The sequence below is a fragment of the Actinoallomurus spadix genome (assembly GCF_024055725.1).
Lineage (GTDB): Bacteria > Actinomycetota > Actinomycetes > Streptosporangiales > Streptosporangiaceae > Actinoallomurus > Actinoallomurus spadix.
Map to the genome: position 1 here is coordinate 87090 of NZ_JAMXMX010000005.1, position 24003 is coordinate 111092.

At 72.4% G+C, this 24003-nt stretch carries 25 protein-coding genes and 2 riboswitches; of the genes, 18 read left to right on the top strand and 7 right to left on the bottom strand.

Features of this window, described 5'->3' with window-relative positions; all coding sequences use genetic code 11:
• Positions 1 to 51: 51 nt before the first annotated feature.
• The 3 genes from NE235_RS08235 to NE235_RS08245 all read left to right on the top strand — a co-directional run bounded on the left by NE235_RS08235 (position 52) and on the right by NE235_RS08245 (position 3186).
• Positions 52 to 636 (top strand): TetR/AcrR family transcriptional regulator, encoded by a 585-nt coding sequence (locus NE235_RS08235; RefSeq protein ID WP_252800371.1) that lies wholly within the window; start codon positions 52 to 54, stop codon positions 634 to 636.
• A complete protein-coding gene (locus NE235_RS08240) occupies positions 633 to 2180 on the top strand; it encodes a glycerol-3-phosphate dehydrogenase/oxidase (RefSeq protein WP_252800372.1) in 1548 nt (515 codons plus the stop codon). Before NE235_RS08235 ends, NE235_RS08240 begins: the two co-directional genes overlap by 4 nt.
• A gap of 163 nt (positions 2181 to 2343) precedes the next feature.
• A complete protein-coding gene (locus NE235_RS08245) occupies positions 2344 to 3186 on the top strand; it encodes a TauD/TfdA dioxygenase family protein (RefSeq protein WP_252800373.1) in 843 nt (280 codons plus the stop codon).
• A 42-nt stretch (positions 3187 to 3228) separates the two neighbouring features.
• Here the strand turns inward: NE235_RS08245 and NE235_RS08250 are convergent, their stop codons facing one another.
• Entirely contained in the window at positions 3229 to 3690 is a 462-nt protein-coding gene (locus tag NE235_RS08250) for a hypothetical protein (RefSeq protein ID WP_252800374.1), read from the bottom strand.
• A gap of 115 nt (positions 3691 to 3805) precedes the next feature.
• Entirely contained in the window at positions 3806 to 4276 is a 471-nt protein-coding gene (locus NE235_RS08255) for a hypothetical protein (RefSeq protein WP_252800375.1), read from the bottom strand.
• Positions 4277 to 4465: 189 nt separating this feature from the next.
• Here NE235_RS08255 and NE235_RS08260 point away from each other — a divergent pair, with 189 nt between their 5' ends.
• On the top strand, positions 4466 to 5113 hold the full coding sequence (locus tag NE235_RS08260) for a phosphoribosyltransferase (RefSeq protein WP_252800376.1): 648 nt from the start codon (positions 4466 to 4468) through the stop codon (positions 5111 to 5113).
• 120 nt (positions 5114 to 5233) lie between these two features.
• Entirely contained in the window at positions 5234 to 5413 is a 180-nt protein-coding gene (locus NE235_RS08265; protein ID WP_252800377.1) for a hypothetical protein, read from the top strand.
• 84 nt (positions 5414 to 5497) lie between these two features.
• Here NE235_RS08265 and NE235_RS08270 read toward each other — a convergent pair whose 3' ends face one another.
• Together NE235_RS08270 and NE235_RS08275 are read right to left on the bottom strand one after the other, a co-directional pair.
• A complete protein-coding gene (locus NE235_RS08270) occupies positions 5498 to 5794 on the bottom strand; it encodes a WhiB family transcriptional regulator (RefSeq protein ID WP_289848350.1) in 297 nt (98 codons plus the stop codon).
• Positions 5795 to 5950: 156 nt separating this feature from the next.
• Positions 5951 to 6862 carry a sucrase ferredoxin gene (locus NE235_RS08275; RefSeq protein ID WP_252800378.1) on the bottom strand — a complete coding sequence of 304 codons (912 nt, stop codon included), beginning with the start codon at positions 6860 to 6862 and terminating at the stop codon, positions 5951 to 5953.
• Positions 6863 to 7179: 317 nt separating this feature from the next.
• Between NE235_RS08275 and NE235_RS08280 the strand changes: the two genes are divergently transcribed.
• The 3 genes from NE235_RS08280 (at position 7180) to NE235_RS08290 (ending at position 11450) form a co-directional block, all read left to right on the top strand.
• Positions 7180 to 8328, top strand: a complete 1149-nt coding sequence (locus NE235_RS08280; RefSeq protein ID WP_252800379.1) for an EfeM/EfeO family lipoprotein — start codon at positions 7180 to 7182, stop codon at positions 8326 to 8328.
• A complete protein-coding gene (efeB, locus tag NE235_RS08285) occupies positions 8325 to 9572 on the top strand; it encodes an iron uptake transporter deferrochelatase/peroxidase subunit (RefSeq protein ID WP_252800380.1) in 1248 nt (415 codons plus the stop codon). The genes NE235_RS08280 and efeB overlap by 4 nt, the downstream gene beginning before the upstream one ends.
• 252 nt (positions 9573 to 9824) lie before the next feature.
• Positions 9825 to 11450, top strand: coding sequence for a phospholipase C (locus tag NE235_RS08290; protein ID WP_252800381.1), 1626 nt, complete (start codon positions 9825 to 9827; stop codon positions 11448 to 11450).
• Positions 11451 to 11636: 186 nt separating this feature from the next.
• Here NE235_RS08290 and NE235_RS08295 read toward each other — a convergent pair whose 3' ends face one another.
• Positions 11637 to 12584: a YihY/virulence factor BrkB family protein gene (locus tag NE235_RS08295; protein ID WP_252800382.1), complete on the bottom strand. Its 948-nt coding sequence runs from the start codon at positions 12582 to 12584 to the stop codon at positions 11637 to 11639.
• A gap of 193 nt (positions 12585 to 12777) precedes the next feature.
• A complete protein-coding gene (locus tag NE235_RS08300) occupies positions 12778 to 13560 on the bottom strand; it encodes a TIGR03084 family metal-binding protein (protein ID WP_252800383.1) in 783 nt (260 codons plus the stop codon).
• A 207-nt stretch (positions 13561 to 13767) separates the two neighbouring features.
• Here NE235_RS08300 and NE235_RS08305 point away from each other — a divergent pair, with 207 nt between their 5' ends.
• The 10 genes from NE235_RS08305 (at position 13768) to NE235_RS08350 (ending at position 23001) form a co-directional block, all read left to right on the top strand.
• Positions 13768 to 13926, top strand: coding sequence for a hypothetical protein (locus tag NE235_RS08305; RefSeq protein WP_252800384.1), 159 nt, complete (start codon positions 13768 to 13770; stop codon positions 13924 to 13926).
• Positions 13927 to 14226: 300 nt separating this feature from the next.
• Complete coding sequence (locus NE235_RS08310) at positions 14227 to 15882, top strand: nitrite/sulfite reductase (protein WP_252800385.1); 1656 nt, start codon at positions 14227 to 14229, stop codon at positions 15880 to 15882.
• Entirely contained in the window at positions 15879 to 16055 is a 177-nt protein-coding gene (locus NE235_RS08315; protein ID WP_252800386.1) for a PDDEXK family nuclease, read from the top strand. The genes NE235_RS08310 and NE235_RS08315 overlap by 4 nt, the downstream gene beginning before the upstream one ends.
• A complete protein-coding gene (locus NE235_RS08320) occupies positions 16052 to 16765 on the top strand; it encodes a phosphoadenylyl-sulfate reductase (RefSeq protein WP_252800387.1) in 714 nt (237 codons plus the stop codon). Before NE235_RS08315 ends, NE235_RS08320 begins: the two co-directional genes overlap by 4 nt.
• An 80-nt stretch (positions 16766 to 16845) precedes the next feature.
• Positions 16846 to 17589 carry a sirohydrochlorin chelatase gene (locus NE235_RS08325; protein ID WP_252800388.1) on the top strand — a complete coding sequence of 248 codons (744 nt, stop codon included), beginning with the start codon at positions 16846 to 16848 and terminating at the stop codon, positions 17587 to 17589.
• 393 nt (positions 17590 to 17982) lie between these two features.
• A riboswitch (cyclic di-AMP (ydaO/yuaA leader) is annotated at positions 17983 to 18125 on the top strand.
• Between the two features lie 129 nt (positions 18126 to 18254).
• A riboswitch (cyclic di-AMP (ydaO/yuaA leader) is annotated at positions 18255 to 18390 on the top strand.
• Positions 18391 to 18403: 13 nt separating this feature from the next.
• On the top strand, positions 18404 to 19156 hold the full coding sequence (locus NE235_RS08330) for a CHAP domain-containing protein (RefSeq protein ID WP_252800389.1): 753 nt from the start codon (positions 18404 to 18406) through the stop codon (positions 19154 to 19156).
• A 140-nt stretch (positions 19157 to 19296) separates the two neighbouring features.
• Positions 19297 to 19926 (top strand): septal ring lytic transglycosylase RlpA family protein, encoded by a 630-nt coding sequence (locus NE235_RS08335; protein WP_252800390.1) that lies wholly within the window; start codon positions 19297 to 19299, stop codon positions 19924 to 19926.
• Between the two features lie 204 nt (positions 19927 to 20130).
• The gene (locus NE235_RS08340; protein ID WP_252800391.1) at positions 20131 to 20778 is read left to right on the top strand and encodes a TetR/AcrR family transcriptional regulator; all 648 of its coding nucleotides are present in this window, start codon (positions 20131 to 20133) and stop codon (positions 20776 to 20778) included.
• Positions 20765 to 22372 carry an acyl-CoA dehydrogenase family protein gene (locus tag NE235_RS08345; RefSeq protein ID WP_252800392.1) on the top strand — a complete coding sequence of 536 codons (1608 nt, stop codon included), beginning with the start codon at positions 20765 to 20767 and terminating at the stop codon, positions 22370 to 22372. The genes NE235_RS08340 and NE235_RS08345 overlap by 14 nt, the downstream gene beginning before the upstream one ends.
• A gap of 143 nt (positions 22373 to 22515) precedes the next feature.
• Positions 22516 to 23001: a DUF6194 family protein gene (locus tag NE235_RS08350; RefSeq protein ID WP_252800393.1), complete on the top strand. Its 486-nt coding sequence runs from the start codon at positions 22516 to 22518 to the stop codon at positions 22999 to 23001.
• Between the two features lie 82 nt (positions 23002 to 23083).
• Here NE235_RS08350 and NE235_RS08355 read toward each other — a convergent pair whose 3' ends face one another.
• Positions 23084 to 23983 (bottom strand): TauD/TfdA dioxygenase family protein, encoded by a 900-nt coding sequence (locus tag NE235_RS08355; RefSeq protein WP_252800394.1) that lies wholly within the window; start codon positions 23981 to 23983, stop codon positions 23084 to 23086.
• Between the last annotated feature and the right edge of the window lie 20 nt (positions 23984 to 24003).

The following is a 24003-nucleotide window of genomic DNA, read 5'->3' on the forward strand; positions in this document are numbered from 1 at the left end:
GGCATCGGCCCTCCCTTCCTGCGGGACGCGTCGGGATTTACACTGTTACACATGACGTCCATTCGTCACAAGAAGGACGCGATGCTCGACGCCGCCCGCGACTGCGTCCTCGCCGTCGGCGTCCGGCGCACGACGCTCACCGACGTCGCACGGCGCGCCGGCGTGTCCCGCATGACGATCTACCGGCGCTGGCCGGACGTGCGCACGCTCGTCGCCGACCTGATGACCCGGGAGTGGGCCGCCGTGGTCGCCCGCGTCATCCCGCCCGGCGATGGCGCCCCGGTCCGGCCACAGGCCGTCGAGGCGCTCGTCGCGGGGGTCGCCGCCCTCCGCGAGCACCCGCTGTTCCACAAGATCCTGGAGGTCGACCCCGAGGTCCTCCTGCCGTACCTCCTGCAGCGGCGCGGCACGACCCAGGACGCCATGCTGCACGCGTTCGAGAAGACTCTGCGCGCAGGCCACCGCGACGGCACCATCCGCGCCGGCGACCCCGCCCGGCAGGCCCGCGCCGTCCTGCTCGTCGTGCAGTCCTTCGCCATGTCCGGGCACATCGTCGCCGACGGCGCCCCGGCCCTGTCGCCGCAGGCCTTCGACGACGAGCTGCGGCGGATCCTCGACCGGTACCTCGCGCCATGACGCCGTCCACCTCCTCCCTGAACGCGGTCCGGCGGGCCGGGGACCTGGCCGCGCTCACCGCGGGCGAGGTCGTCGACGTCCTGGTCGTCGGGCTCGGGGCGACCGGCGCGGGCGTCGCCCTGGACGCGGCCTCGCGCGGCCTGTCCGTGGCCGCCGTCGACGCCCATGACCTCGCCTTCGGCACGTCCCGCTGGAGTTCGAAGCTCGTGCACGGCGGCCTGCGCTACCTGGCCTCCGGGCAGCTCGGCGTCGCGCATGAGAGCGCGGTCGAGCGCGGGGTGCTCATGGCGCACACCGCCCCGCACCTCGTGCGCGCGCTGCCGTTCGTGCTGCCGCTCACGCCGCTGGTGTCCGGCTCGGCGGCGGCCCTGGCCATGGCGGGGATGCGGGCCGGCGACCTGCTCCGGCTCAGCGCCCGCACGCGCCGCTCGGTCCTGCCCCGCCCGCGCCGGTTGTCCGCCGTCGAGACGCTGCGGCTGGTGCCGGCGCTGCGCTCGTACGGCCTGCGCGGCGGAATCCTGTCCTGGGACGGCCAGCTCGCCGACGACGCGCGCCTGGTGACGGCGATCGCGCGGACGGCGGCCGCGCACGGCGCCCGGATCCTCACCCGCTGCCGGGCCCTCGCGCTGACCGGCGACGGCGCGGACGTCCGGGACGAGCAGACCGGCGCGGAGCACGCCATCCGGGCCCGCGCCGTGATCAACGCGACCGGGGTGTGGGCCGGGGAACTCGCCCCGGGTGTACGGCTGCGGCCCTCCCGCGGTACCCACCTCGTGCTGCGGGCCGAGACGCTCGGCGCGCCGCTCGCCGGGCTGCACCTGCCCGTTCCGGGGACGACGGGGCGGTTCGCCCTCGTCCTGCCCCAGGACGACGGACGGGTGTACGTCGGGCTGACGGACGAGCCCGCGGACGCTCCGATCCCGGACGTGCCGCAGCCGACGGAGGCCGTGATCGGCTTCCTGCTCGACATCGTCGACTCCGCGCTCGAGGTCCCCGTGCGCCGCGCCGACGTCGCGGGCGCGTTCGCCGGCCTGCGCCCGCTGCTCGACGGGCCCGGCGGGCGTACCGCCGACCTCTCACGGCGGCACGCGGTGCTGACCGGCCGGAACGGCGTGGTCACGGTCGTCGGCGGCAAGCTCACCACCTACCGGCGCATGGCCCAGGACGCCGTCGACGCGGCGATCGAGGCGCGCGGGCTCAGCGCCGGGCCGTGCCGGACGGCCCGGCTGCCCCTGGTCGGCGCCGCGCCCGAGCTCGGCCGGCTGACCGCGCCGGCGCGCCTCGTCCGGCGGTACGGCGCCGAGGCGACCGCCGTGGCGGCCCTCGCGGCCGCGGATCCCGCCCTCGCCGAGCCGGTGGCGCCGGGCTCGGCCACCATCGGCGCCGAGCTGGTCTGGGCGGTCCTCCACGAGGGTGCCCTGGACGAGTCCGACCTCCTCGACCGCCGTACCCGCGTCGGCCTCGTCCCCGCCGACCGGCGAGCCGCCCTGCCCGCCGCCCGCCGCGCGCTGGCCCACGCCCCCACCGCGGCCGGCCCGCGCTGACCGCGTCTCCCTGCGGGCCCGGCCCGCCGCCGGGGGATGCCCGGTCGGCGCGCGGCGCCGGGCCCCCTCCCCTCCGCGCCTCCGGGGGTGGCCAGGCGTGCGGAAAAGTGGCAACCTAGCGATTGCTTGCTTTCTTGCGCGGTGCACCGACGGAGGGCCCGACATGATCGAATTCCATCCCGTGACACGGCACATCGGCGCCGAGGTGACAGGAGTCGACCTGCGGAGACCCCCGTCCGACGACGAGGTCGCACAGATCCGCCGGGGCCTGCTCGACCACCTGGTCCTGTTCTTCCGCGACCAGGAGATCACCGACGAGCAGCACCTGGCCTTCGCCCGGCGGTTCGGCACGCTGAACGAGCCGCCGATGAAGACGTCGGCGAGCGCCATCCACGTCCTCGACCAGAAGGATCCCAAGGGCGAGGGCGGGGACTCCTGGCACAGCGACAACACCTTCATGCCGGTGCCCCCGATGGGGTCGCTGCTGCGCGCCGTGATCCTGCCCGACGTCGGCGGCGACACCCTCTGGGCCAACATGTACCTCGCCTACGAGTCGCTGCCCCGGTCGATCCAGCGGCTGTGCGACGAGCTCGAGGCCGAGCACGACCTGACCATGTCGGTGACGAAGGCCATCGCCAAGGGCCACCGGCTCGACCTGGAGGAGATGCGGCGCGCGTGGCCGCCCGTACGGCACCCCGTCGTGCGGATCCACCCGGAGACCGGCCGCAGGGCGCTGTTCGTCAACCGCAGTTCGACCACCCGCCTCGTCGGGCTGGACGACCGGGAGAACGAGGCGCTCCTGCCGCTGCTCCAGGACGTCGTCCGGTCACCGGAGTTCCAGGTGCGGCTGAAGTGGCGGGTCGGCACGCTGGCCTTCTGGGACAACCGCCCCACCCAGCACTACGCGGTCGCCGACTACACCCAGCGCCGCAAGATGCACCGCGTCACCATCAACGCTCCGGCCGAGATCGACGACGGCGTCCCGAAGGGCCCCCGGCAGGCCTGACCCGGGACCGCCCCGGCAGTACGGCCGGGGACCGGCCCGCGGTCAGATCTCCACCGCGGTCGCGTGCGCCGCTCCGGGCGCGAACGGCCGGGGCGGCGCCGGCCGGGGTCCCCCCACGGACGACGGCTCGCCGTCGCCTGCCGACAGCCGCCGGACCAGCTCGACCAGGGCACCGGCCTGGGCCACCGGCACCCACGCGGCCAGCAGGTTCATGGCGTCGGGAAGGGTCTCGGCGAAGACGTGCTCGACGACGTCCCCGGCGTTCCCCTCGAGCTGCAGCAGGAACTGCAGGGGCGGCTTCTCGCGGGAGTAGACCGCCAGCGTCAGCGGGGCCGCGGCGAACTCCTCGTCGCCGATCCGGCACCAGGCCTCGAACCCCAGCCCCGCCATCGCGGCGTACACGTCGCCGCCCTGCGGGTCGCAGGCCGCCATCACCGGGTCCTCGCGCTCGATCCACTCGCCGTTGACGAGGCACCAGGCGGGAACGGGCTCCATCGCGATCACAGCGTCACGGTAGGACGCCACCGGGTCACTGGCGAGGACGCCACGCCAGGGACGCACCGGGGGGCGAGGCGCGGGCCCGCTCACAGTCCCGGCGAAAAGTACGCCGCCGGGCGAGTCACCGCGCCGCCGGGCCGGCCGCCGGGCCTTCCCCGGAGCGCCGGGACGGAGGCACCGGTTCGGGGCGGTCCGTCTCACCGCTCAGGGCGAGGACGGGACGGGGACCGCCCGGCCGGTACGGGTTCTCGGCCGCGTCCGGGGCGCCGTGGCGGAGGGCGTCCGGCGCGCATCGGTCCGGCGGCAGGAGGTCGATGACGACACCCCGGCATTCCTTGATCGCCTCGTCGAGGGCGGCGATCGCCTCGTAGATCTTCCGCGCGCCCACCTCGACCTCGACGTGCTCGCGGAAGTGCCCGAGCGCGGCGTGCAGGTCGAGTCCGACCTCGAAGAGACGGTGGATGAGCATGTCCACCCGCTCGTACGGCGGAGCGGTCTCGTCACCGGCCGGCCGAGGCGCCGCATCCGGGGAGACGCTGCCGGGTGCGGCCGCGGGGCTCCCGGCGTCCCACCTCATCTCGGCACCGGTCACACGCCTCGCCCCCTTCGCACGGTCCGCCGGAGGCGGTGCCGCAGATTTGCCGGTTTTGGTGGGGGATTGACGGTATTCACACTTCTTACCCAAGCTGACGCGTCGTACCCGGCGAACGCCCGGATGCGGCTCGCCGTTGTGGGTAGGGCTGCAGTGAGAAAGGCCACTCACCCGTGCGAGGTGGTCGCCGTGAGCTGGAGCCGTCAGGGTGTGCGGCTGCCCTTCACCGATCGCGACGAGGCCGGGCGCCTGCTCGCGGAGGAGCTCGTGCCGCTGGGACTCGACGATCCGCTCGTCCTCGCCCTGCCCCGTGGCGGCGTGCCGGTCGGCCGGGAGATCGCCCGCCGCCTGGACGCGCCGCTCGACGTCCTGGTGACACGGAAGATCGGCTGCCCGGGCCAGCCGGAGCTGGGCGTGGGCGCGATCGCCGAGGGCGGGGAACCCGTCTTCGACGCCGACCTGATGGGCCGGGTGGGACTTACCCCGGCGGACGTGGAGGAGACCGTACGACGCGAGCGCGCCGAACTCGCGCGGCGCGTCACGGCCTACCGGGGGGATCGGGCCCTGCCGTCCGTCGAGGACCGGGACGTCGTGGTCGTCGACGACGGATTGGCCACGGGCGGGACGGCGCGGGCCGCGCTCGCGGCGGTCCGGGCGGGAAGGCCCCGGCGGCTCGTGCTCGCGGTGCCGGTCGGCGCCGCGCAGACGGTGAAGGCCCTCGCCGGCGAGGCCGACGACATCGTGGTGCTGGCCGCCCCCTGGACGTTCCGCGCGGTGGGCCAGTGGTATGTGCGCTTCGACCAGTTGTCCGACGCCGACGTGCAGAGATTGCTCTGACCTGCCGTCCCGCCGTGGCGCGGGGTCCGCGCGCGGGCGGCGCCGCGGTGGTGTCCCGCGGCGGCCGCCCGCCTCGCCGACGAGTCCTCAGCGGTCGTACGTGCGCCTACACTGTTGATCGTGGGCGGACGCGAGCTGAACGTGCTGTCGCCGCTGAACGAACCGGCGGCCGCGCGGATGACGGCCGGCACGGCGACCGTGCCGGCGCCTGGTGCGGGCCACCAAGCGGCCGAGCCGGGCGCACTCGCGGAGGTCGCCCGGCGCTCGGGGGATTCGTTCGCCCGTCGCATGAAGGGGTGAAGCTTCTGAGATTCTCGGCGCTCTCGCCGTTCGGCCCGCGGCCAGCGGGCCTCGGCCTCGCGGCCGCGCGTAGCGAGGGGAACGCTACGCGGCGTTGGCGCGACGCATGCGACGGCGGCGCTCGGACGCGCGCTCGTCTTCGTTCAGGCCGCCCCAAGTGCCGTACTTCTCGGGCCGGGAGACGGCGTAATCAAGGCATTCGTTGCGCACGGGGCAGCGCATGCACACGGCCTTGGCCTTACGCTCGCGGATCTCACGCTCCGGCTGACGCTCGCCGTCGGGGCCGAAGAACAGGATGAGGTCCTCCCCCCGGCACTCGGCAGCGTCCTGCCAGCCCCAGCTGGGACGGGGGAGGTTTGCCTGCCGACGTACCTGAGCCATAGAACTACCACCTCGTAGCTTGCTGGTGAGCAAATTTCGGTCACGGGCGCTACAGCAGTAAGAAGCGCGCAAAATCTTGCAACGTCTTGAAGCGCCGTGATGTTCCCCGAGAGCCGCCGTGTCCCCTTGGGAACGGCGAATAGGGCCTCGGAGAGGCTACACGAGGGCCGCCCCGTTGAGAAGGGCCAGGTCCCTTTTAACATACGTGGCGAGGTTCTCCGAACATCCCGCGCCGCAACCGCCGAGGCCGGCCCGCTCTACCCGGACGCGGTATCTTGCCTGGCCGGCGCGTACGACGGCGGTGCCGGCGACCATCGACTCCACCGTGACGCCGTCCACCGCGAGGACCCCGGTGTGCGCGCGCACGAAGTGCTCGGCGGCCTGCACCGGCTCGGGCAGGCCCGCGCGTCCACGGTAGCGGTCGAGCACTACTTCTCCGTACTCGTACGCCCTCGCGGCCGCCACCGCGCGCCGTTCGTCCAGGTCGCCGTAGTACAGGCCGTGCGGGAGGCAGACGAGGTTCGCGGCGTAGCGGTCACCGCCCACATGTGTCGTTTCCCACACTTGCGCTCCGAAGCGCTCGCGGAGTGCGCGGGCCAGTGGCGCGCCGGTCCGCGCGCAGCAGGCGTTGCGGCGGCCGTGGGCGCAGACGAGCAGGAGCGGGCCCGGGACCGGCCGGCCGAAGCCGGGGGGCCGCCCGGCCGCCACGGCCGCCAGGTCGAGGCCGCCGAGTTCGGCCGGGGCGGTCAGCTCGCGCGCCTCCAGCCAGGGCGTCACGGGCCGGCCGTCCGGGGCGGTGTCCCCGGAGAAGCCGGTGTACACCCACAGCGGAGGAGTGGGACGTCTCCCGCGCGGCGCCCGGATGAACTGGACGCGCACTCCGTGCCGTCCGGCCCGGCCGAGGGCGTCGGCGACCGGCTCCGGCAGGTCGGTGTCCTCGACGCGCTCGGGCCACGGCCCCGGGTGCTCGATCAGCAGCCACGAGCGCGCCCCGGTCGTGGCGCTGGCCAGGCACGGGCGCTCCCCCGTGTGACTTCCCGGGCAGTGTGCACAGCGGTCGTCCGCCACAGGGTCCCCTGATCGATCGGCCGGCTCGGCGCCGAGCCGGTAACGGTCACGCGCATTTGGTTAGGTGAGACTAACCTAACCATCTCCGGGCGGTTCCATGCGCCATCCGCGAAGAAGACCCTGGTGACGCCGTCGTTACGCGGGTGTGAACACCCGAACGACGGCGGAGCGCGCACCGGATCCGGGACCTCGGCCCCCGCCACCACGTTCTAGAGTGTCGGAGTCCGTCCGCCCGACGATCAACGCGCCGGCGCGGGCGGCGACCACCGACCAGGGACGGCGGCACGCCGGGCCCCGAGGAACCGATGGAGTTCGCGATGCGCTTGCCGGCGCTCGCAGCGGGCGCGGCCCTGCTGCTCGCCGTGGCCGGCGACGGCGCGGGCCCGGCGCCCAAGGCGCCGCCGGCGCCCGCGATCGAGGCCGGCGCCTCCCGTTGCGGCACCGGCCGGGTGCCCCTGCGGCCGGGTCCGCAGGTGCTGCCGCTGCGCAACGACGGCGGCACGTCCACGAACGTCACCCTCATCGATCCCCGGACCGGCGCGATCTACGCGGAGCTGGAGGGCATGGGCCCCGGGACCGTCCGCTCGCTGCGGGTCACGCTCGGCCCCGGCTCGTACGCCTTCCGCTGCGCGCAGGACGGCCCCGGCGACCCGGTCACCGGCCCCGTGACGAGGATCACCGGCACCGGGGGCGGCGGGACGCCGGGGATCGTCCCGGTCTCCGAGAACGACCTGTACGCGTCGGCGCGCGCCTACCAGACCTACGTCTCCACCGGCCTCGGCCGTCTGGTCGCCCGGACCGACGCGCTGCGGTCCGCCGTCGACGACGGCGACCTCGGCGCGGCGCGGGCCGCCTGGACGCCGGCGCACCTGGCGTACGAGCGCCTCGGGGCGGCGTACGGCACGTTCGGCGACTTCGACGGCCGGATCGACGGCCGGCCCGCGGGACTGCCCGGCGGTGTCCACGACGCGGGCTTCACCGGGTTCCACCGCGTGGAGTACGGCCTGTGGCACGGCGAGTCCGCCTCCTCGCTGGCCGGCGCGACGGACCGTCTCGCGCGGGACGTCCGCGCCCTGCGGTCCGCGTGGCCCGACGAGCGCGTCGAGCCCGCCGACCTGCCGCTGCGCGCGCACGAGATCCTGGAGAACACCCTGCAGTTCCAGCTCACCGGCGAGGCCGACCAGGGCAGCGGCACGACACTGCGGACCGCCGCCGCCAACCTCGAGGGCACCCGGGAGCTCGTCGACCTGCTCCGCCCGCTCCTGCGCCCCCGGTACGCCGGCCTGGCCGGCGTCGACGCGTCGATGGACCGGATGGCCGCCCTCCTGAAGGGACGCTCATCGGTCGGCGCGCTCTCCCGCGCCGACCGCGAACGCCTGAACGGCGCCGCGGGGGAACTGCTCGAACGCCTCGCCCCGATCGCCACGATCTGCGCGCCCCGACGTCGCCCCCAGGGAGCGGAATGACGCCCTCCGACCGCCGGTCCTTCCTGCGCGGCGCCCTGGCCGCCGGCGTGGCCGGAGCCGTGACCGGTCCCTCCGCCGCCCGGGCGGCCGGAGCCGTGACCGGCTCCCCCGCCGACCGGGCCACGGTCCGCTCCTTCCACGGTCCGCACCAGGCGGGCATCCTCGAACCGCCGAGGCGGCGGACCGCCGTCGTGGCGTTCGACGTCATCGCGACGGGCCGCGGGGAGCTCACCGAGCTGTTCCGCACCCTCACCGACCGCGCCCGCGCGCTCACCGCCGGGGGCGCGCCCGTTGAGGCCGGGATCAGCGCACCGCCCGCCGATTCGGGGGTGCTCGGGCCCGACCTGCCGGGCGGCGGGCTCATGATGACCGTCGGGGTCGGCGCGTCCCTGTTCGACGACCGATACGGACTGGCGTCCCGGAAGCCCCCCGGCCTGACGCCCATGCGGACCTTCCCCAACGACGCGCTCGACCCCGCCTGGTGCCACGGTGACCTGAGCGTGCAACTGTCCGCGGACGAAGAGGACACGGTCGTGCACGCGCTGCGGGACGTCGCCCGGCACACGCGTGGCGCCCTGCAGGTGCGGTGGAAGATCAACGGCTTCGCCGGTCCGCCGCGGCCCAGCGGCACGCCGCGCAACCTCATGGGCTTCAAGGACGGCATCGCGAACCCCGACGCGGCGGACGCCCGGGAGATGAGCCGCCTGGTCTGGGCCGCCCCCGGCACGACCGGGCACGGCCGGGACGCGCCGGAGCCGGCGTGGACGGCCGGCGGCTCGTACGCCGTGATCCGGCTGATCCGGATGCTCGTGGAGTTCTGGGACCGGGTGGGGCTCACCGAGCAGGAGCAGATGTTCGGCCGGGCACGGGACACCGGCGCCCCCCTCGACGGGAACCACGAGCTCGACGAGCCCCGGTACGCCGAGGACCCGATCGGGAAGGTCATCCCGCTGACGAGCCACATCCGGCTGGCCAACCCGCGTACGCCGCAGGCCGCCGACAGCCGGATCCTGCGCCGCAGCTTCAACTACGACCGGGGCGTGGACGCGGTCGGGAACCTCGACATGGGGCTGATCTTCACCTGCTACCAGCAGGACGTCGCCCGCCAGTTCGAGGCGGTCCAGACCCGGCTGTCGGACGAGCCGCTGACCGACTACATCCGGCCGTTCGGCGGCGGTTACTTCTTCGCGTTGCCCGGCGTCCGCGACGCCGCGGACTTCTACGCCCGCGCCCTCCTGAGCTGAGCGCTCCCTCGGCCGCGTCGAACACCCCATCGTCGGCGTAAGAGCCCCTGATGGGGCGAATCAGCCGTTCCGGGGACAGACGGCCCCTAGATCGGATAAAGATCAGATAAAGAGATTTGAAGGAGCCATGGCGTCCTGTTCACGTACGCGTCACCTTGTGTCAGCGTGATCGTCGTTGCGGGTCGATGGGATCCCGGCTGAGCCGGGGCTCCGTCGGAGGACCGGTGTTTCACAACTTCAGGAGGCAACAGGATGGGTCCCGGAAAGTGGAAGGGCCGACGGTCCGCGCTGATCGCCGGATCGGTGGCCGCGGCCGGAGCGCTCGCGCTGGCCGCGGTGCCGAGCTGGGCGAGCGGCGGGCGACAGGAGGGCGCCTCGCTGACCGCGGCCGTGACGCAGGTCCGCACCGCCACGCCGATCAAGCACGTCGTCGTGCTCTTCGGCGAGAACATCTCCTTCGACCACTACTTCGGCACGTACCCGAAGGCGGCCAACACCGACGGCACGAAGTTCATCGCCAAGCGGCACACGCCCCGGGTCGACGGGCTGACGAAGAAACTGCTCAAGCACAACCCGAACCAGTACAACCCGAAGCGCCTGACCTCCGCGCAGGCGCTCACCTGCGACCAGGACCACGGGTACGGGGCCGAGCAGAAGGCCGTCAACGGCGGCAAGATGGACAAGTTCGTCGAGTACACCGAGAAGGACACGTGCACCGGCCAGCCTCCGCTGTTCGGCGAGCCCGGTCTGGTGATGGACTACTACGACGGCAACACCGTCACCGCGCTGTGGAACTACGCGCAGAACTACGCGATGAGCGACAACTCCTGGGACACGGTCTTCGGCCCGTCCTCCCCGGGCGCGATCAACCTCATCTCCGGCCAGACCCACGGTGTCTACGCCGTCGACCCGGTCACCCACAAGAAGGTCAGCGACTCCTACGTCGTCCAGTCGCCGGACGCGAACGGCGTCGGCACGATGATCAACGACCCGGACCCGGCCTTCGACGACTGCTCGGGCAACAACCACACGTCGAGCCACAACCTCGCCGTGATGACCGGCAAGAACATCGGTGACCTGCTCAACGAGAAGAAGGTCACCTGGGGCTGGTTCCAGGGCGGCTTCCGGCCCACCGGCAAGGCCGGCGGCTACGCCGTCTGCGGCGCCACCCACCAGAACATCGGCGGGATCACCCAGACGGACTACAACCCGCACCACGAGCCGTTCCAGTACTACGAGTCGACGGCGAACGAGAAGCACCTGCCGCCGTCCTCGGTCGCGGCGATCGGCCGCACCGACCAGGCCAACCACCAGTACGACCTGTCGGACTTCGACGCGGCGCTGAAGGCCGGCAACCTGCCCGCCGTCAGCTTCCTCAAGGCCGCCAACTACCAGGACGGCCACGCCGGGTACTCCGACCCGCTGGACGAGCAGCAGTTCTACGTGGACACCATCAACAAGCTCCAGCAGTCGCCGGAGTGGAGGTCCACCGCGGTCGTCATCGCCTACGACGACTCCGACGGCTGGTACGACCACAAGGCCCCGCGGATCCTGAACGGCTCGGCGGACGCGTCCCAGGACACGGCGCTGTGCGGCAAGGCCAAGGTGGCCGGCGGCTACCAGGACCGGTGCGGCCCGAGCCAGCGTCTCCCGCTCCTCGTCATCTCGCCGTACGCCAAGGTGAACCACGTCGACCACCGCTCCACCGAGCAGACCTCGGTGCTGAGGTTCATCGAGGACAACTGGGGCGTCGGCCGGATCGGCGACACGTCGTTCGACCAGCGCGCCGGCAGCCTGAGCGGCATGTTCGACTTCCGCCACCCGCGCGCGGGCCGTCTCATCCTCGACCCGAAGACCGGAGCCCCGGTCGCCCACTGAGCGGACGTCTCGTCCCGGGGCTCCGCGACCCGGTCCCGGAGCCCCGCGTCCCCTGGAAGCCCCCGCCCCGGCGGGGGCTTCCGCCATGTCCGGCCTCCCGGGCCCCGGCGGGCCCCAGGTCCGGCGGGCCTCCCGGCTCCCGAGTCGCGGCTCCTTGCGGCGGGCCCCGGCTCCCGGCGGTGAGCCTCAGGACTCGCGGCCGGGCGCGGGGGCCTCGTCCTCCAGGCGGGCGCGCGAGGTGAACTCCCCCGGCCAGAGCTTGTCGATCTCGGCGTTCAGGGCGGCGCCGATCAGGACGGCCAGCGCGGTGACGTACAGCCAGGCGAGCACGGCGATGGCCGCGCCCAGCGACCCGTACACCGACACGGCCGTCGTGGAGCCGTCCAGGTAGAGCCGGAGCACGAGGCTGCCCAGCCCCCACATGGCCATCGCGGTGATCCCGCCGGGGAGCTCCCGCCACCAGGCCGTCCGCACCGGGACGCTCAGGTGGTACAGCAGCGCGAGGAAGATCACCGCGACGATGACGAGGACCGGCCAGTAGAGGACGCGCACGACCGCGGCGCCGGCCGGGACCCAGTGCAGCACGAGGGTCGGCCCCGCGACCAGGACGGGGATGACGATCAGCCCGACGCCGAGGCCGGCGAGGTAGAGGAAGAAGGCGCGCAGGCGGGTGCGGATCACCCCGCGCACGCCGGACAGGCCGTGCGCGATCGTGATCGTGTCGACGTAGACGTTCAGCGCGCGGGAGCCGGCCCACAGCGAGATCAGGAAGCTCAGCGAGACGATCCCGACCTGACCGCCGCGCAGGACCTCGTCGAGCAGGGGCTCGACGACGGACTTGACGGTCTGGTCCGTGAGCACCGTCTGGGCGCGGTCCAGCACCCACGCACGGGTCTCGATGATCGTCCTCTCACCGAGCAGGTTCCGGAAGTGCCCGAGCAGGCCGATCAGGCCGAGCGCCAGCGGCGGCAGTGAAAGGAGGGTGAAGAACGCCGCCTCCGCGGCCAGCCCGGTCACCCGGTAGCGGAACGCCGACAGGGTGGTGCCGCGGACGACCTGCCAGACGGCGGAGCGCATCCGTGCGACGGCGGACGGCCCGGCGACGCCCGTCGAAGCATCGGAGGCGGAGGTCATGAGGCCCTACCGTAGGGGCTGATACGCCCGGTGTGCGGCATGACGCTCATCTCGCCGATCACCTTCGGCCGGCCGCTCCGGACCCGGGTCGGGGCCGGAGATCCCCGTCCGGAACGGAGATCCGAAGGCTCCTCCCTCAGATGACCCGGTCAGGGCGGCGGACGCATCATTCCACTGTGACGATCGCCACATCTCAGGCGAATCGCCCCGGCGGCCGGCCACTGCCGGGCGGTCCGGCGAACGCCTGCGCGATCCGCATCCACTCCTCCGCGACCGGCCCGGTGACCGTGAGGCCGACGTCGGCGGGATTCCGGCGTTGCGTGACGACCAGGCAGAAGTCCAGGGCCGGGCCGCGTACGACGTCCGCGGCGTCCTCCGGCCCAGCGGTCCAGGCGCCGCCGCCGGGGAGGGCGAGCTCCACGCGCACCGGCGCCTGCGGCACCGGCCGGCCGTGGACGGCGAAACTCCACGACAGGGTCCGGACCCCGAGCTGGGCGACGTGGCGGAGCCGGTCGGTGGGCGCGCGCCGGGCGCCGACGGCGTCGGCCACGTCCTGGCCGTGCGCCCAGGTCTCCATCAGGCGGGCCGTCGCGAAGGAGGCCGCGCCCATGTCGGGGCCGTACCAGGGGATCCGGGCCTTCGGGTCGAGGGCGGCGAGCGCCTCGATCATGCGGCCCCGTGCCGTCCGGAACCATGCGAGGACCTCGCCGCCGGGCATGGCGCGCCGTTCCGCCACGATCCGGTCCGTGTCGAAGCCCTCCTCGGCCAGCCGGCGGACCTCGTCGCGGAAGGCGCCGGGGTCCGTCACGGCGCGTACGGCGGCCTCGTCGAACCAGGCCAGGTGGGTGACCTGATCGCGTACCGTCCAGCCCTCCGCGGGCGTGGGCAGGTCCCAGACGCCGGGCGTGAGGAGGCGTTCGAGATCGCCCGTCTCCTCGCGCAGGTCGGTGAGCAGTTGATCGATCGCCACGGCCACGCGCCCAGCGTACAGAACGAAGTTCGGTCACCGCTGCCGCGGCGACGCCGGGCACGTCCGGTCACGAGGCGCCGGGCGATCACCGGGCGCGGCCGGTCACCAGGCGCCGGGCGATCACCGGGCGCGGCCGGTGACCAGGCGCCGGGCGTACGCACGCGGCACCCGGCGCGGGCGGTGAGCCGGGCGCCGAGTGGGCACAATGGATACGTGATCTGCGAAGCGTGCCGGGAGCGGCGGCACGGCGAGTGCCGGGGCGGCACGTGGTGCGACTGTCAGCACCGGCCGCCCGAAGCCGACACTCCCGAGGAGCCGGCCGCGCCCGCCGAGGGCGGCGAGCCGGACATCAACTGGCTCCGGCAGGGCTGAGACCTGCGGTCGCCCGTCCACCGACCAATGCGACGCGCGTCCGCATTTCGGACATGGTTGGACAGTCATCGAACCACATGTCATCATCGAGACATGGCTGCTGCGGATCCGTTGCTGGTTATGCGCCGGCACGTCGACTATCTCCGCGTGGGCAGCGCGATCTGTCGCTGACACCTGACCACCGCCACTGCCTCATGGGCGCGCGGTATGCCGGTGTCATTCTCCAAAGCTCAGCGTTGAGCCAGCAGTGCGATCTGCCGGCGTGCTTCGCGTCCCCCACGACCACGGAGGACGCGCACGATGCCATCCCGTATGCAGCGGAAACGAGGCGAGGGCCAATGGGCCCTGGGCTACCGTGAACCGCTCAACAAGAACGAAGAGAGCAAGAAGAACGACGACGGCCTGAACGTCCGCCGTCGCATCATCGACATCTACGCCAAGGGCGGCTTCGATTCGATCGACCCCGCGGACCTGCGGGGCCGGTTCCGCTGGTACGGCCTGTACACGCAGCGCCGGCCCGGCATCGACGGCGGCAAGACGGCCGTGCTGGAGCCCGAGGAACTCGACGACCGGTACTTCATGCTGCGCGTCCGCATCGACGGCGGCCGGCTGAACCTCGACCAGCTGCGGACGATCGCGGACGTGTCGTCGAAGTACGCCCGCGGCACGGCGGACATCACCGACCGGCAGAACATCCAGCTCCACTGGGTCGAGATCGAGAACGTCCCGGCCATCTGGGAGGCCCTGGAGTCCGTCGGGCTGCACACCACCGAGGCCTGCGGTGACACGCCCCGGGTCATCCTCGGCTGCCCCCTCGCCGGGATCGACGCCGACGAGGTCATCGACGCGACGCCACAGCTCCGCGACATCCACGACCGCTACATCGGCAACCCGGACTTCTCGAACCTGCCGCGCAAGTTCAAGACGGCGCTGTCCGGATGCACCGCGCAGTGCACGATCCACGAGATCAACGACATCGCCTTCGTCGGCGTGGTCAACGACGAGGGCGAGGCCGGCTACGACGTCTGGGTGGGCGGCGGCCTGTCCACGAACCCGATGTTCGCCAAGCGGCTGGGCGCGTTCGTCCGGCCGGAGCAGGCCCACGAGGTCTGGGCGGGCATCACCGGGATCTTCCGCGACTACGGCTACCGCCGGCTCCGGCACCGCGCCCGGCTGAAGTTCCTGATGAACGACTGGGGTCCGGAGCGGTTCCGCGAGGTCCTGGAGAAGGAGTACCTCGGGTACGCCCTCGCCGACGGGCCGGCGCCCGGCGGCCCCCGGGACCAGCGCCGCGACCACGTCGGCGTCCACCGGCAGCGCGACGGCCGGTACTACGTCGGCTTCGCGCCGAAGGTCGGCCGGATCAACGGCGACCTGCTGCACGTCATCGCGGACCTGGCCGAGGAGTACGGCTCGGGCCGAGTGCACACGACGACCGAGCAGAAGATGGTCATCCTGGACGTCCCGGAGGAGCGGACGGAGGCGCTGGCCGCCGAGCTGGAGGCCCACGACCTGCGGGTCCGCCCGTCGACGTTCCGGCGCCAGACGATGGCCTGCACCGGTATCGAGTACTGCAAGCTCGCCATCGTCGAGACCAAGCAGCGCGGCATGGACCTCATCGAGGAGCTCGAACGCCGCCTGCCGGACTTCGACGAGCCGCTGACGATCAACATCAACGGCTGCCCGAACTCCTGTGCCCGCATCCAGACCGCCGACATCGGCCTGAAGGGCCAGCTGGTCACCGACGCGAACGGGGAGCAGGTCGAGGGCTTCCAGGTCCACCTGGGCGGCTCGATCGGCGGGGAGTTCGGCAAGAAGATCCGCGGTCTGAAGACCACCGCCGAGGAGCTGCCCGACTACGTGGAGAGGGTCCTGCGCAACTTCCGGAAGGGCAGGAACGACGGCGAGTCCTTCGCCGCCTGGGTGCAGCGTGCCGAGGAAGGTGAGCTGAAGTGACCGAGAGAGCCGTTCCCTTCTACTGCCCCTACTGCGGAGACGAGGACCTCGAGCCGTACGAGAGCGACGGCGGCTGGCACTGCCGTGCCTGCACGCGGGCGTTCCGGCTCCGCTTCGTCGGGCTCGGCGCGCTGAGCTCGGCGGGCGCTCCCCGGCGGGAGGGCTCGGCATGACGCTCCTGTACGAGCGCCCCACCGCCGCGCTCGACCTCACCGACATCGTCGAATCGGCCGCGGACGCGCTGGAGGAGGCGTCCGCCGAAGAGATCATCCGCTGGTCGATCGCGACGTTCGGCGACCGGATCTGCGTCACATCGTCCATGAAGGACGCCGTGCTCGTCGACCTCGCCTCGAAGGTACGGCCCGGGATCGACGTGCTGTTCGTCGACACGGGCTACCACTTCGCCGAGACGATCGGCACCCGCGACGCGGTCGAGGCCGTCTATCCGGTGAACGTGGTGAACGTCACCCCCTCCCGTTCCGTCGCCGAGCAGGAGCGCGACCTCGGTCCCCGGCTGTACGGCCGGAACCCCGACCTGTGCTGCCACCTGCGCAAGGTCGAGCCACTGAACCGCGCCCTGGAGCCCTACCTGGCCTGGATCACCGGCATCCGGCGCGAGGAGACCTCTCACCGGCGCGGGTCGCGGGTCGTCGAGTGGAACGCCGCGCGCGGCAAGGTGAAGGTCAACCCCCTCGCCCGCTGGACCCAGGAGGACCTGCACGGCTACATCGAGAAGCACGGCATCCTGGTGAACCCGCTGCAGTACGACGGGTACCCCTCGATCGGCTGTGAGCCCTGCACCAAGCAGGTCGCGCCGGGTGAGGACCCGCGCAGCGGCCGCTGGGCCGGCACCGGAAAGACCGAATGCGGCATCAACCTGTGAGGGCCGGGCGGGCCGGAGGGCGGGGGCCGGTTCCCCCGGGCCTCCTGCTCCCCCGAGGTCCCCTGGTCGCGGAGCGCCCCGTGGCCCCCGACGTTCCCCTGGTCGCGGTGGCCCACGGCAGCCGGGACCCGCGCGCGGCGGCGACGGTCGAGGAACTTCTCGATCTTGTACGTCGTTCCTCGGGGGTGCGGGTCGTGACCTCGTATCTCGACCACGCTCCCCCGGCACCGGGGCAGGCGCTCGGTGGTCTCGTCGGAGAGGGGGCCGACGAGGCCGTCGTGCTCCCCCTCCTGCTCACCGCCGCCTATCACAGCAAGACCGACATCCCCGGCGTGCTGCACGAGGCACGGGCGGCCCACCCCCGGCTGAGACTCCACTACGGGGCCACACTCGGCCCCCACCCCCTGATGATCGGCGCCCTGGAGCGCCGGCTCGCCGAGGCCGGCGTCCGGCCGGACCCGGAGACGGCCGTGGTGCTCGCCGCGGCCGGCTCCAGCGATCCGGCCGCGAACGCGACGATCGGCCGGATGGCGCGCGGCTGGCGAGGCTGGGGCACCGTCGTCCCGGCGTACGCCTCGGCCGCCCGTCCCACGCCCGCGGAGGCCGTACGCGCGCTCTACGCCGCCGGCGCGCGGCGGGTGGTCGTGGCGTCCTACTTCCTGGCGCCGGGTTTCTTCGCGGACAAGGTGCGGGACGAGGCCCTGGCCGCCGGTGCGGTGGCCGTCTCACCGGCCCTGGGTGCCATCCCGGAGTTGGCGGAGATCACAGCGCAGCGTTACCGGGAGGCGCTCCTGCGCGCCGCCCCCGTCGCGGTGGCGGGCTGAGCGACCCGCGACGGCGAGGTCCGCGATCTCTTCCGGAGTACCGGAACGCCCTGTGCCGTAAGGCTTTTCGACTGATCACGAATTCCGCGATCTTTATCGGATCACATGAATTCGATCACCAGAATTCGATCATAAAGCGATCTTTTATTCCGGCAAACCATGTGAGCCATGTCGCAAACCTAGGTATTTGGTCGACCGATATTTGTCTGCTATGTTCCCACTAAGCCCGGAGGGACGCCCCCCATGCGCCCCCCGGACACCCGCCGGCGGCGGCCGGCCCACCAGCGCAGACGGCGCGGCGCGAAGACGCGTGAGGGCCTCCGTACAGAGCCGAGACGGTTCATATCCAAAGGACGCCGCTCCCGCGGAGTATCCCTCCATCCACATGGAGCGGGAGCGGCAACGTCGAGTCCGTGAGATCACGGAGCCGGGGACCCACGAGCAGTCCCGGGGTGAATCGGTACACCTGTCGTACCGTAGGGCGACTTCCACGCCCGAACCCGTCAGCTAACCCGGTAGGCGTACTGGAAGTAAGGAGTCAGAACTTGTCCGCGAATCTCAGGACCTTGTCCACGAGTCTTCCCTGATCTGAATAGCCGGTCGTCCTCCCTCCCCTGGGACCGCCACGACCAGACCCTGTCTCTTTGTTCGTGCCGTCCGCGCAAGCGGGCGACCCGCTGAATCCGCACCTCGCGGAACCGGGGACCCACCGCATTTGGGGTGAATCGGCACTCTCGTGCCGTAGGGCAGCTTCCACGCCCGAACCCGTCAGCTAACCCGGTAAGCGGCATGGAAGCCGAAGGAGTACCCCCACGTGTCCCCTCGACACGCCACATCCCGCTTCACCTCGAAGAGGAAGTGCCTCACCGGCCTCGTCGCCGGAGCCGTCACCGCCGGTGCGGCCGCGATGACCGTCGTGAGCGCAGGGCCCGCGCTGTCCGCGCAGACACCCACCGCGTCCCGTCCCGCCGCCCACCAGGCCGAGCAGGTACCCGTACCGCGTACGGGTAAGGCGCTACACGCCCGCCCCGTGGGCAACGACCCGCGCGTCAAGATGCACGCCGTCGCCGAGCAGAAGAAGAAGCTGCCCACCGCCGCGGACGTCCTGAAACTCGCGGAGTCCCAGGTCGGGACGACCGAGAACGCCACCGGCAGCAGCAAGTTCAACCAGTGGTTCATGACCACTCCGTACGCCAAGGCCGGCGTCGCCCGCTACGGCGGCTCCGTCAGCGACTACGCCAACGCGTCCTGGTGCGACATGTTCGTCACCTGGGTCGGCGACACTCTCGGCGTCAAGGGCATGGGCGGTGACGCGTTCACCCCCGGTCACGCCAAGTGGTTCGCCTCGCAGGGCCGCTGGGGCAGCACGCCGAAGCCCGGCGCGGTCGTCTTCTTCTCCTGGAACGGCGGCGGCATCGACGGCATCGACCACGTCGGCCTGGTCGTCAAGGACAACCACGACGGCACCATCCAGACTATCGAGGGCAACACGGACGACGCCGTGAAGGTCCGGACGCGGAGCACCTCCACCGTCGTGGGCTACGGCTACCCGGATTACCAGCAGTAATCCAACCGTCGGCGCGTGCCGCGCGCCGCGGGCGACGCGGCACGCGCGACCTCACCCTCCCGGACTCGTCTCCGGATCTCTCTCACCCCTTCCCCGGTAACCCCATGCCCTCATCCCCTCATGCCCCCGAAAGGAAAGCGATGATCAGGTTCTCGGCCAAGGCCATCGCCAGCGTCGCCGCCGGAGTCACCCTCGCCGGCGCCGGCGTGACCACCGCCCTCACCTACGGGGGCACCTCGGAGGCGGCGTCGTCGCCCCAGGCGCAGAGCGCCCCGGCGAAGACCTCGCAGCAGGCACCCGCGCAGACCGAGAAGCGGGCCCAGAGCGCCGCGCAGGACCGGATGCTCCTGTCGGTCAAGAAGGACAAGGACCCTAAGACGAAGGCGGCCAAGGCCCCGGCCCTGCCGACCGGCGTCTCCACCGCGACCTCCTTCTGGGACCCGGCGACGGCGTCGGGCAAGCCGATGGCGTACGAGACGATCGCCAGCCCGTACTGGCCGCTCGGAACGAAGGTGAAGGTCACCTACAACGGCAAGAGCGAGATCGGGATCGTCCAGGACTTCGGCCCGGCGGAGTGGGCGGTCGCCCAGCACAACCCGCCGGCGCTCATCGACCTGTCGGAGAAGATGATGAAGCACCTCACCGGCACCGCGTCGAACTCGATCACGGTCAAGTTCCAGGTGCTGGAGCTGGGCAAGGGCCCCGTGTACCGCCACTCGGGAACCGGCTACTCCACGGCGACCGGCACCGTCAAGGCCGACAAGGCGTGATCACGGCACACAAGGACACCGGCACGGCGTAACCCGCTCCCCCTCGCCTGCCGGCCGAACGGCGCGGGATCCCCTCGGGATCCCGCGCCGTTGCCGTTGCGCGCTACTCGCCCGCCGGAAGGCGTGCGACGCTCACCGGAAAGGCGTTGCACCGCTCGCCGGTGCACGCTTGCCGGAAGGAGTGAACTGAGATTCAATCCTTATGTGCCGTACCGCCGCACGCCCCGGATCGAGGCCCGGCTCAGCGCCTCACGGGAGCGCATCCGCGCCGCCGCGCTCGCGGTCGTCGCCGAGCGGGGTTATGCCGGCTTCTCGATCGCCGCCGTGGCCCGGCGGGCGGGCGTGGCGACCGGCAGCGTGTACCGCCACTTCCCGTCGAAGTCCGAGCTGGTCGCCGAGGTCTTCCGGGTCGCCTCACAGCGTGAGGTGGACGCGTTCGCGCGCGCCGCGTCGCCGGCGCGCACGGCGGCCGAGGACCTCGCGGCGGTGATCGGGACCTTCGCCCGCCGGGCCCTGCGCGCGCCCCGCATCGCGTACGCGCTCCTCGCCGAGCCGGTGGACCCCGCCGTCGACGCCGAGCGGCTGGTGTTCCGCCGGGCGTACGCCGCCGTTCTCGCCGGGCTCATCAGCCGCGGGATCGCCACCGGCGAGCTTCCCGAGCAGGACGTCGAGGTCAGCGCCGCCGCGCTCGTCGGCGCCATCGGCGAGGCCCTCGTCGGGCCGCTCGCGGTCGGCGCGGCGCGGCCCGACGACCGCGAACGCCACGCCGCCACGGATCCGCCTGCCGGCCTGATCCCGAATCTCATCTCCTTCGCCCAGCGCAGCATCGGAGCGGTCAGTGACAACGCATGAGGTCTTCAACCAGGTTCCCCCGCTGATCGGCCACGACGTGGCCGACGACCCGGCACTGCTCGACGGGATCTTCCGCGAGGGCGGCGGCTGGGCGGCGGAGGCCGTCCACGAGCTGGGCCGGCTGGCGGGCACCGAACAGGCGCGGGAGTGGGGGCGGCTCGCGAACGAGCACCCGCCGGTGCTGCGCACCCACGACCGGTACGGCCACCGCATCGACGAGGTCGAGTTCCACCCCGCCTGGCACGAACTGATGCGCGTGGCGGTGGGCCACGGGCTGCACGCGCGCGCCTGGACGGAGCGGTCCGGGGCCCACGTCGCCCGCGCCGCCAAGTTCTACGTCTGGCGGGTCGACGCCGGTCACGGCTGCCCGATCTCCATGACCTACGCCGCCGTACCGGCGCTCCGGCACGCGCCGGAACTGGCCCGGCGGTACGAACCGCTGCTGACCTCCGACACGTACGACTTCGGGCTGCGCGACCCCGCCGGCAAGCGCGGCATCCTCGCCGGCATGTCGATGACGGAGAAGCAGGGCGGGTCCGACGTCCGCGCGAACACGACACGGGCGGTGCCGCGGCCCGACGGCACGTACCTGCTGACCGGCCACAAGTGGTTCACGAGCGCGCCGATGTGCGACGTGTTCCTCGTCCTCGCGCAGGCCCCGGAGGGTCTCACCTGCTTCCTGCTGCCCCGGGTGCTGCCCGACGGCACCCGCAACGCCATCCGCCTGCAGCGGCTCAAGGACAAGCTGGGCAACCGGTCGAACGCGTCCGCCGAGGTCGAGTACGAGGAGGCGGTCGCCTGGCGCGTCGGCGACGAGGGACGCGGCGTCCGCACGATCATCGAGATGGTCAACATGACCCGGCTCGACTGCGTCATCGGCGCGGCCGCCGGGATGCGCGAGGGCCTGATCCAGGCGGCCCACCACGCCGCGCACCGGCGGGCGTTCGGCCGGTACCTCATCGACCAGCCGCTGATGCGCAACGTCCTGGCCGACTTGGCCGTCGAGTCCGAGGCGGCGACGGTGCTGATGCTCCGCCTGGCCGGGGCGACGGACCGGGGCGAGACCGCGTTCAAGCGGTTCGGGCTCGCCGTGAGCAAGTACTGGGTGTGCAAGCGCTGGCCCGCCCACGCGGCGGAGGCCCTGGAGTGCCTCGGCGGCAACGGTTACGTCGAGGACTCCGGCATGCCGCGGCTGTTCCGCGAGTCGCCGCTCAACGGGATCTGGGAGGGCTCGGGCAATGTCTCGGCGCTCGACGTGCTCCGGGCCATGGTCAAGGAGCCGGAGACCATCGAGGCGTTCTTCGACGAGGTCGGCCTGGCCTCGGGCTCGGACGCCCGCCTGGACGCCGCCGTCGCCGAGGTGAAGGACTCGCTGACCGACGTGGCGACGATCGAGCTGCGCGCCCGGCGGGTCGTGGAGCGCCTCGCCCTGGTCCTGCAGGGCTCGCTGCTGGTCCGGCACGGCCATCCGGCCGTCGCCGACGCCTTCTGCGCCTCCCGCCTGGGCGGCGACTGGGGCCGGGCCTTCGGCACCCTGCCGGCCGGCGCCGACCTCGCGGCGATCATCGAACGGGCCCGCCCGAAGACCGCCTGAGCTCTGCGGCCCGGGGTTCACCCGCGCTTTGAGGGTCCGCCGGATACGACCACGTAGTTCCTTGGCATTTCCGTGAAAAGTCTCACAGGGAACGTCAATGAAACCATTGAAGGGAGAACGCGACCGAGAGCGAAAGAGGCGTCATGACGCAGGACGAGATCATTCAGTTCGCGGCCGGCCTGCCGGGGACCGTGGTCGTCACGGCCGGTGAGGAGACCGGGGCCCCGGAGCCGGCGTGGGGGGACACGTTCATCTCCTACGACCCCCACGGTGACGCGCCCGCCGACAGATTCCTCCCCTTCGCGACCATCGTGACCAAGGACTACGAGGGGTTCGACACCGCCTCGGACCTGAACCGTCCCGGCGTGTTCCGGTTGAACCTCGCCGTCGGGCGCAGGAGGTTCGAGGAGTTGCTCGGCTACCCGCCCGCCGCGGCCGCGGACCACCGCGGCGCGGTCGACTTCACGGTGACCGACCGGCTCCTCCCCCACCCCGCCTACGCCGTCCAGGGCTGGGTCTGCGTCCTCGACCCCGGCGAGCGGACCGCCGTGCTCGCGCGCTCCCTCCTGGAGGAGGCGCACGCCCGGGCCGCCGGACGCCTCGACCGGACCCGGCCGGACCCCGCCTGACCCGCGGGCCGGCCTTCCCCGTCCGGGGGCCCGCCCGGCCGCCGGACGGGACCCGGAGCCGCGCCTCCGGGTCCCGCGCTCATCAGGCGGCGGCGGTCACCGGGGTGTAGTGACCCGCCTCGTCGCCCTCGATGACGTGACTCCGCGCGCCGTCGACACCCACCGGAACGTCGCCCGCCACGGTCACCCGGTGCAGTTTGCGCGGCTGGTCCTCGTAGTCGTCCGGGGCGTAGTGCTGGGTGATCCGGTTGTCGAACACCACGAGGTCGCCGGGGTTCCACTGGACGCGCAGGACGTTCTCCGGCCGGATGACGTACTCCTGGAGGAGGCGCAGGATGTCACGCGACTCGGTGCTGTTCAGCCCGACGATCCGCTGGGCGAACCCGCCGATGAACAGCCCGCGTTCGCCCGTCTCCGGGTGCACCCGCACGACCGGGTGCCCGGTCCGGTACCGCGTGGAGATGAACGTGTCCCGGTACTCCACCGCCTTCTCGGTGTTCGTACGGGGCAGGACGTAGTCGTAGTCGTTCGTGTGCACGGCCCACAGCCGGTCGGCGAACTCCCGCAACGGCTCCGGCAGGTCACGGTAGGCGGCCGCGGCGTTCGCGATGAGCGTGTTGCCCCCGGACGGCGGCACGACCAGCGCGCGGAGCGTGGTGACCTTGGGCGGCGTGCGCACGAACGTCACGTCCGTGTGCCAGTGGTTCGACCGGATGCCCTCCTCGCCGTCGACCGGCAGGATGTTGGGGTTCCCGTCCACGGACGGCACGGTGGGATGGGCGGTGGTCAGCTCGCCGAACCTCGCGGCGAAGCGGATCTGGCCCTCGTCGTCGAGGCCGGTGTTGCGGAAGACCAGCGCCTTGTGCTCCAGCAGGGCGGCGTTGAGGTCGCCGAACTCCTCGTCGCCGAGGTGGTCGAGGTCGGCGCCGGTGACCTCCGCGCCGATGCGTCCGCCGACCTTGCGGATGTCGAGGGTGGACATGGGTTTCCTCTTCTCTCTCA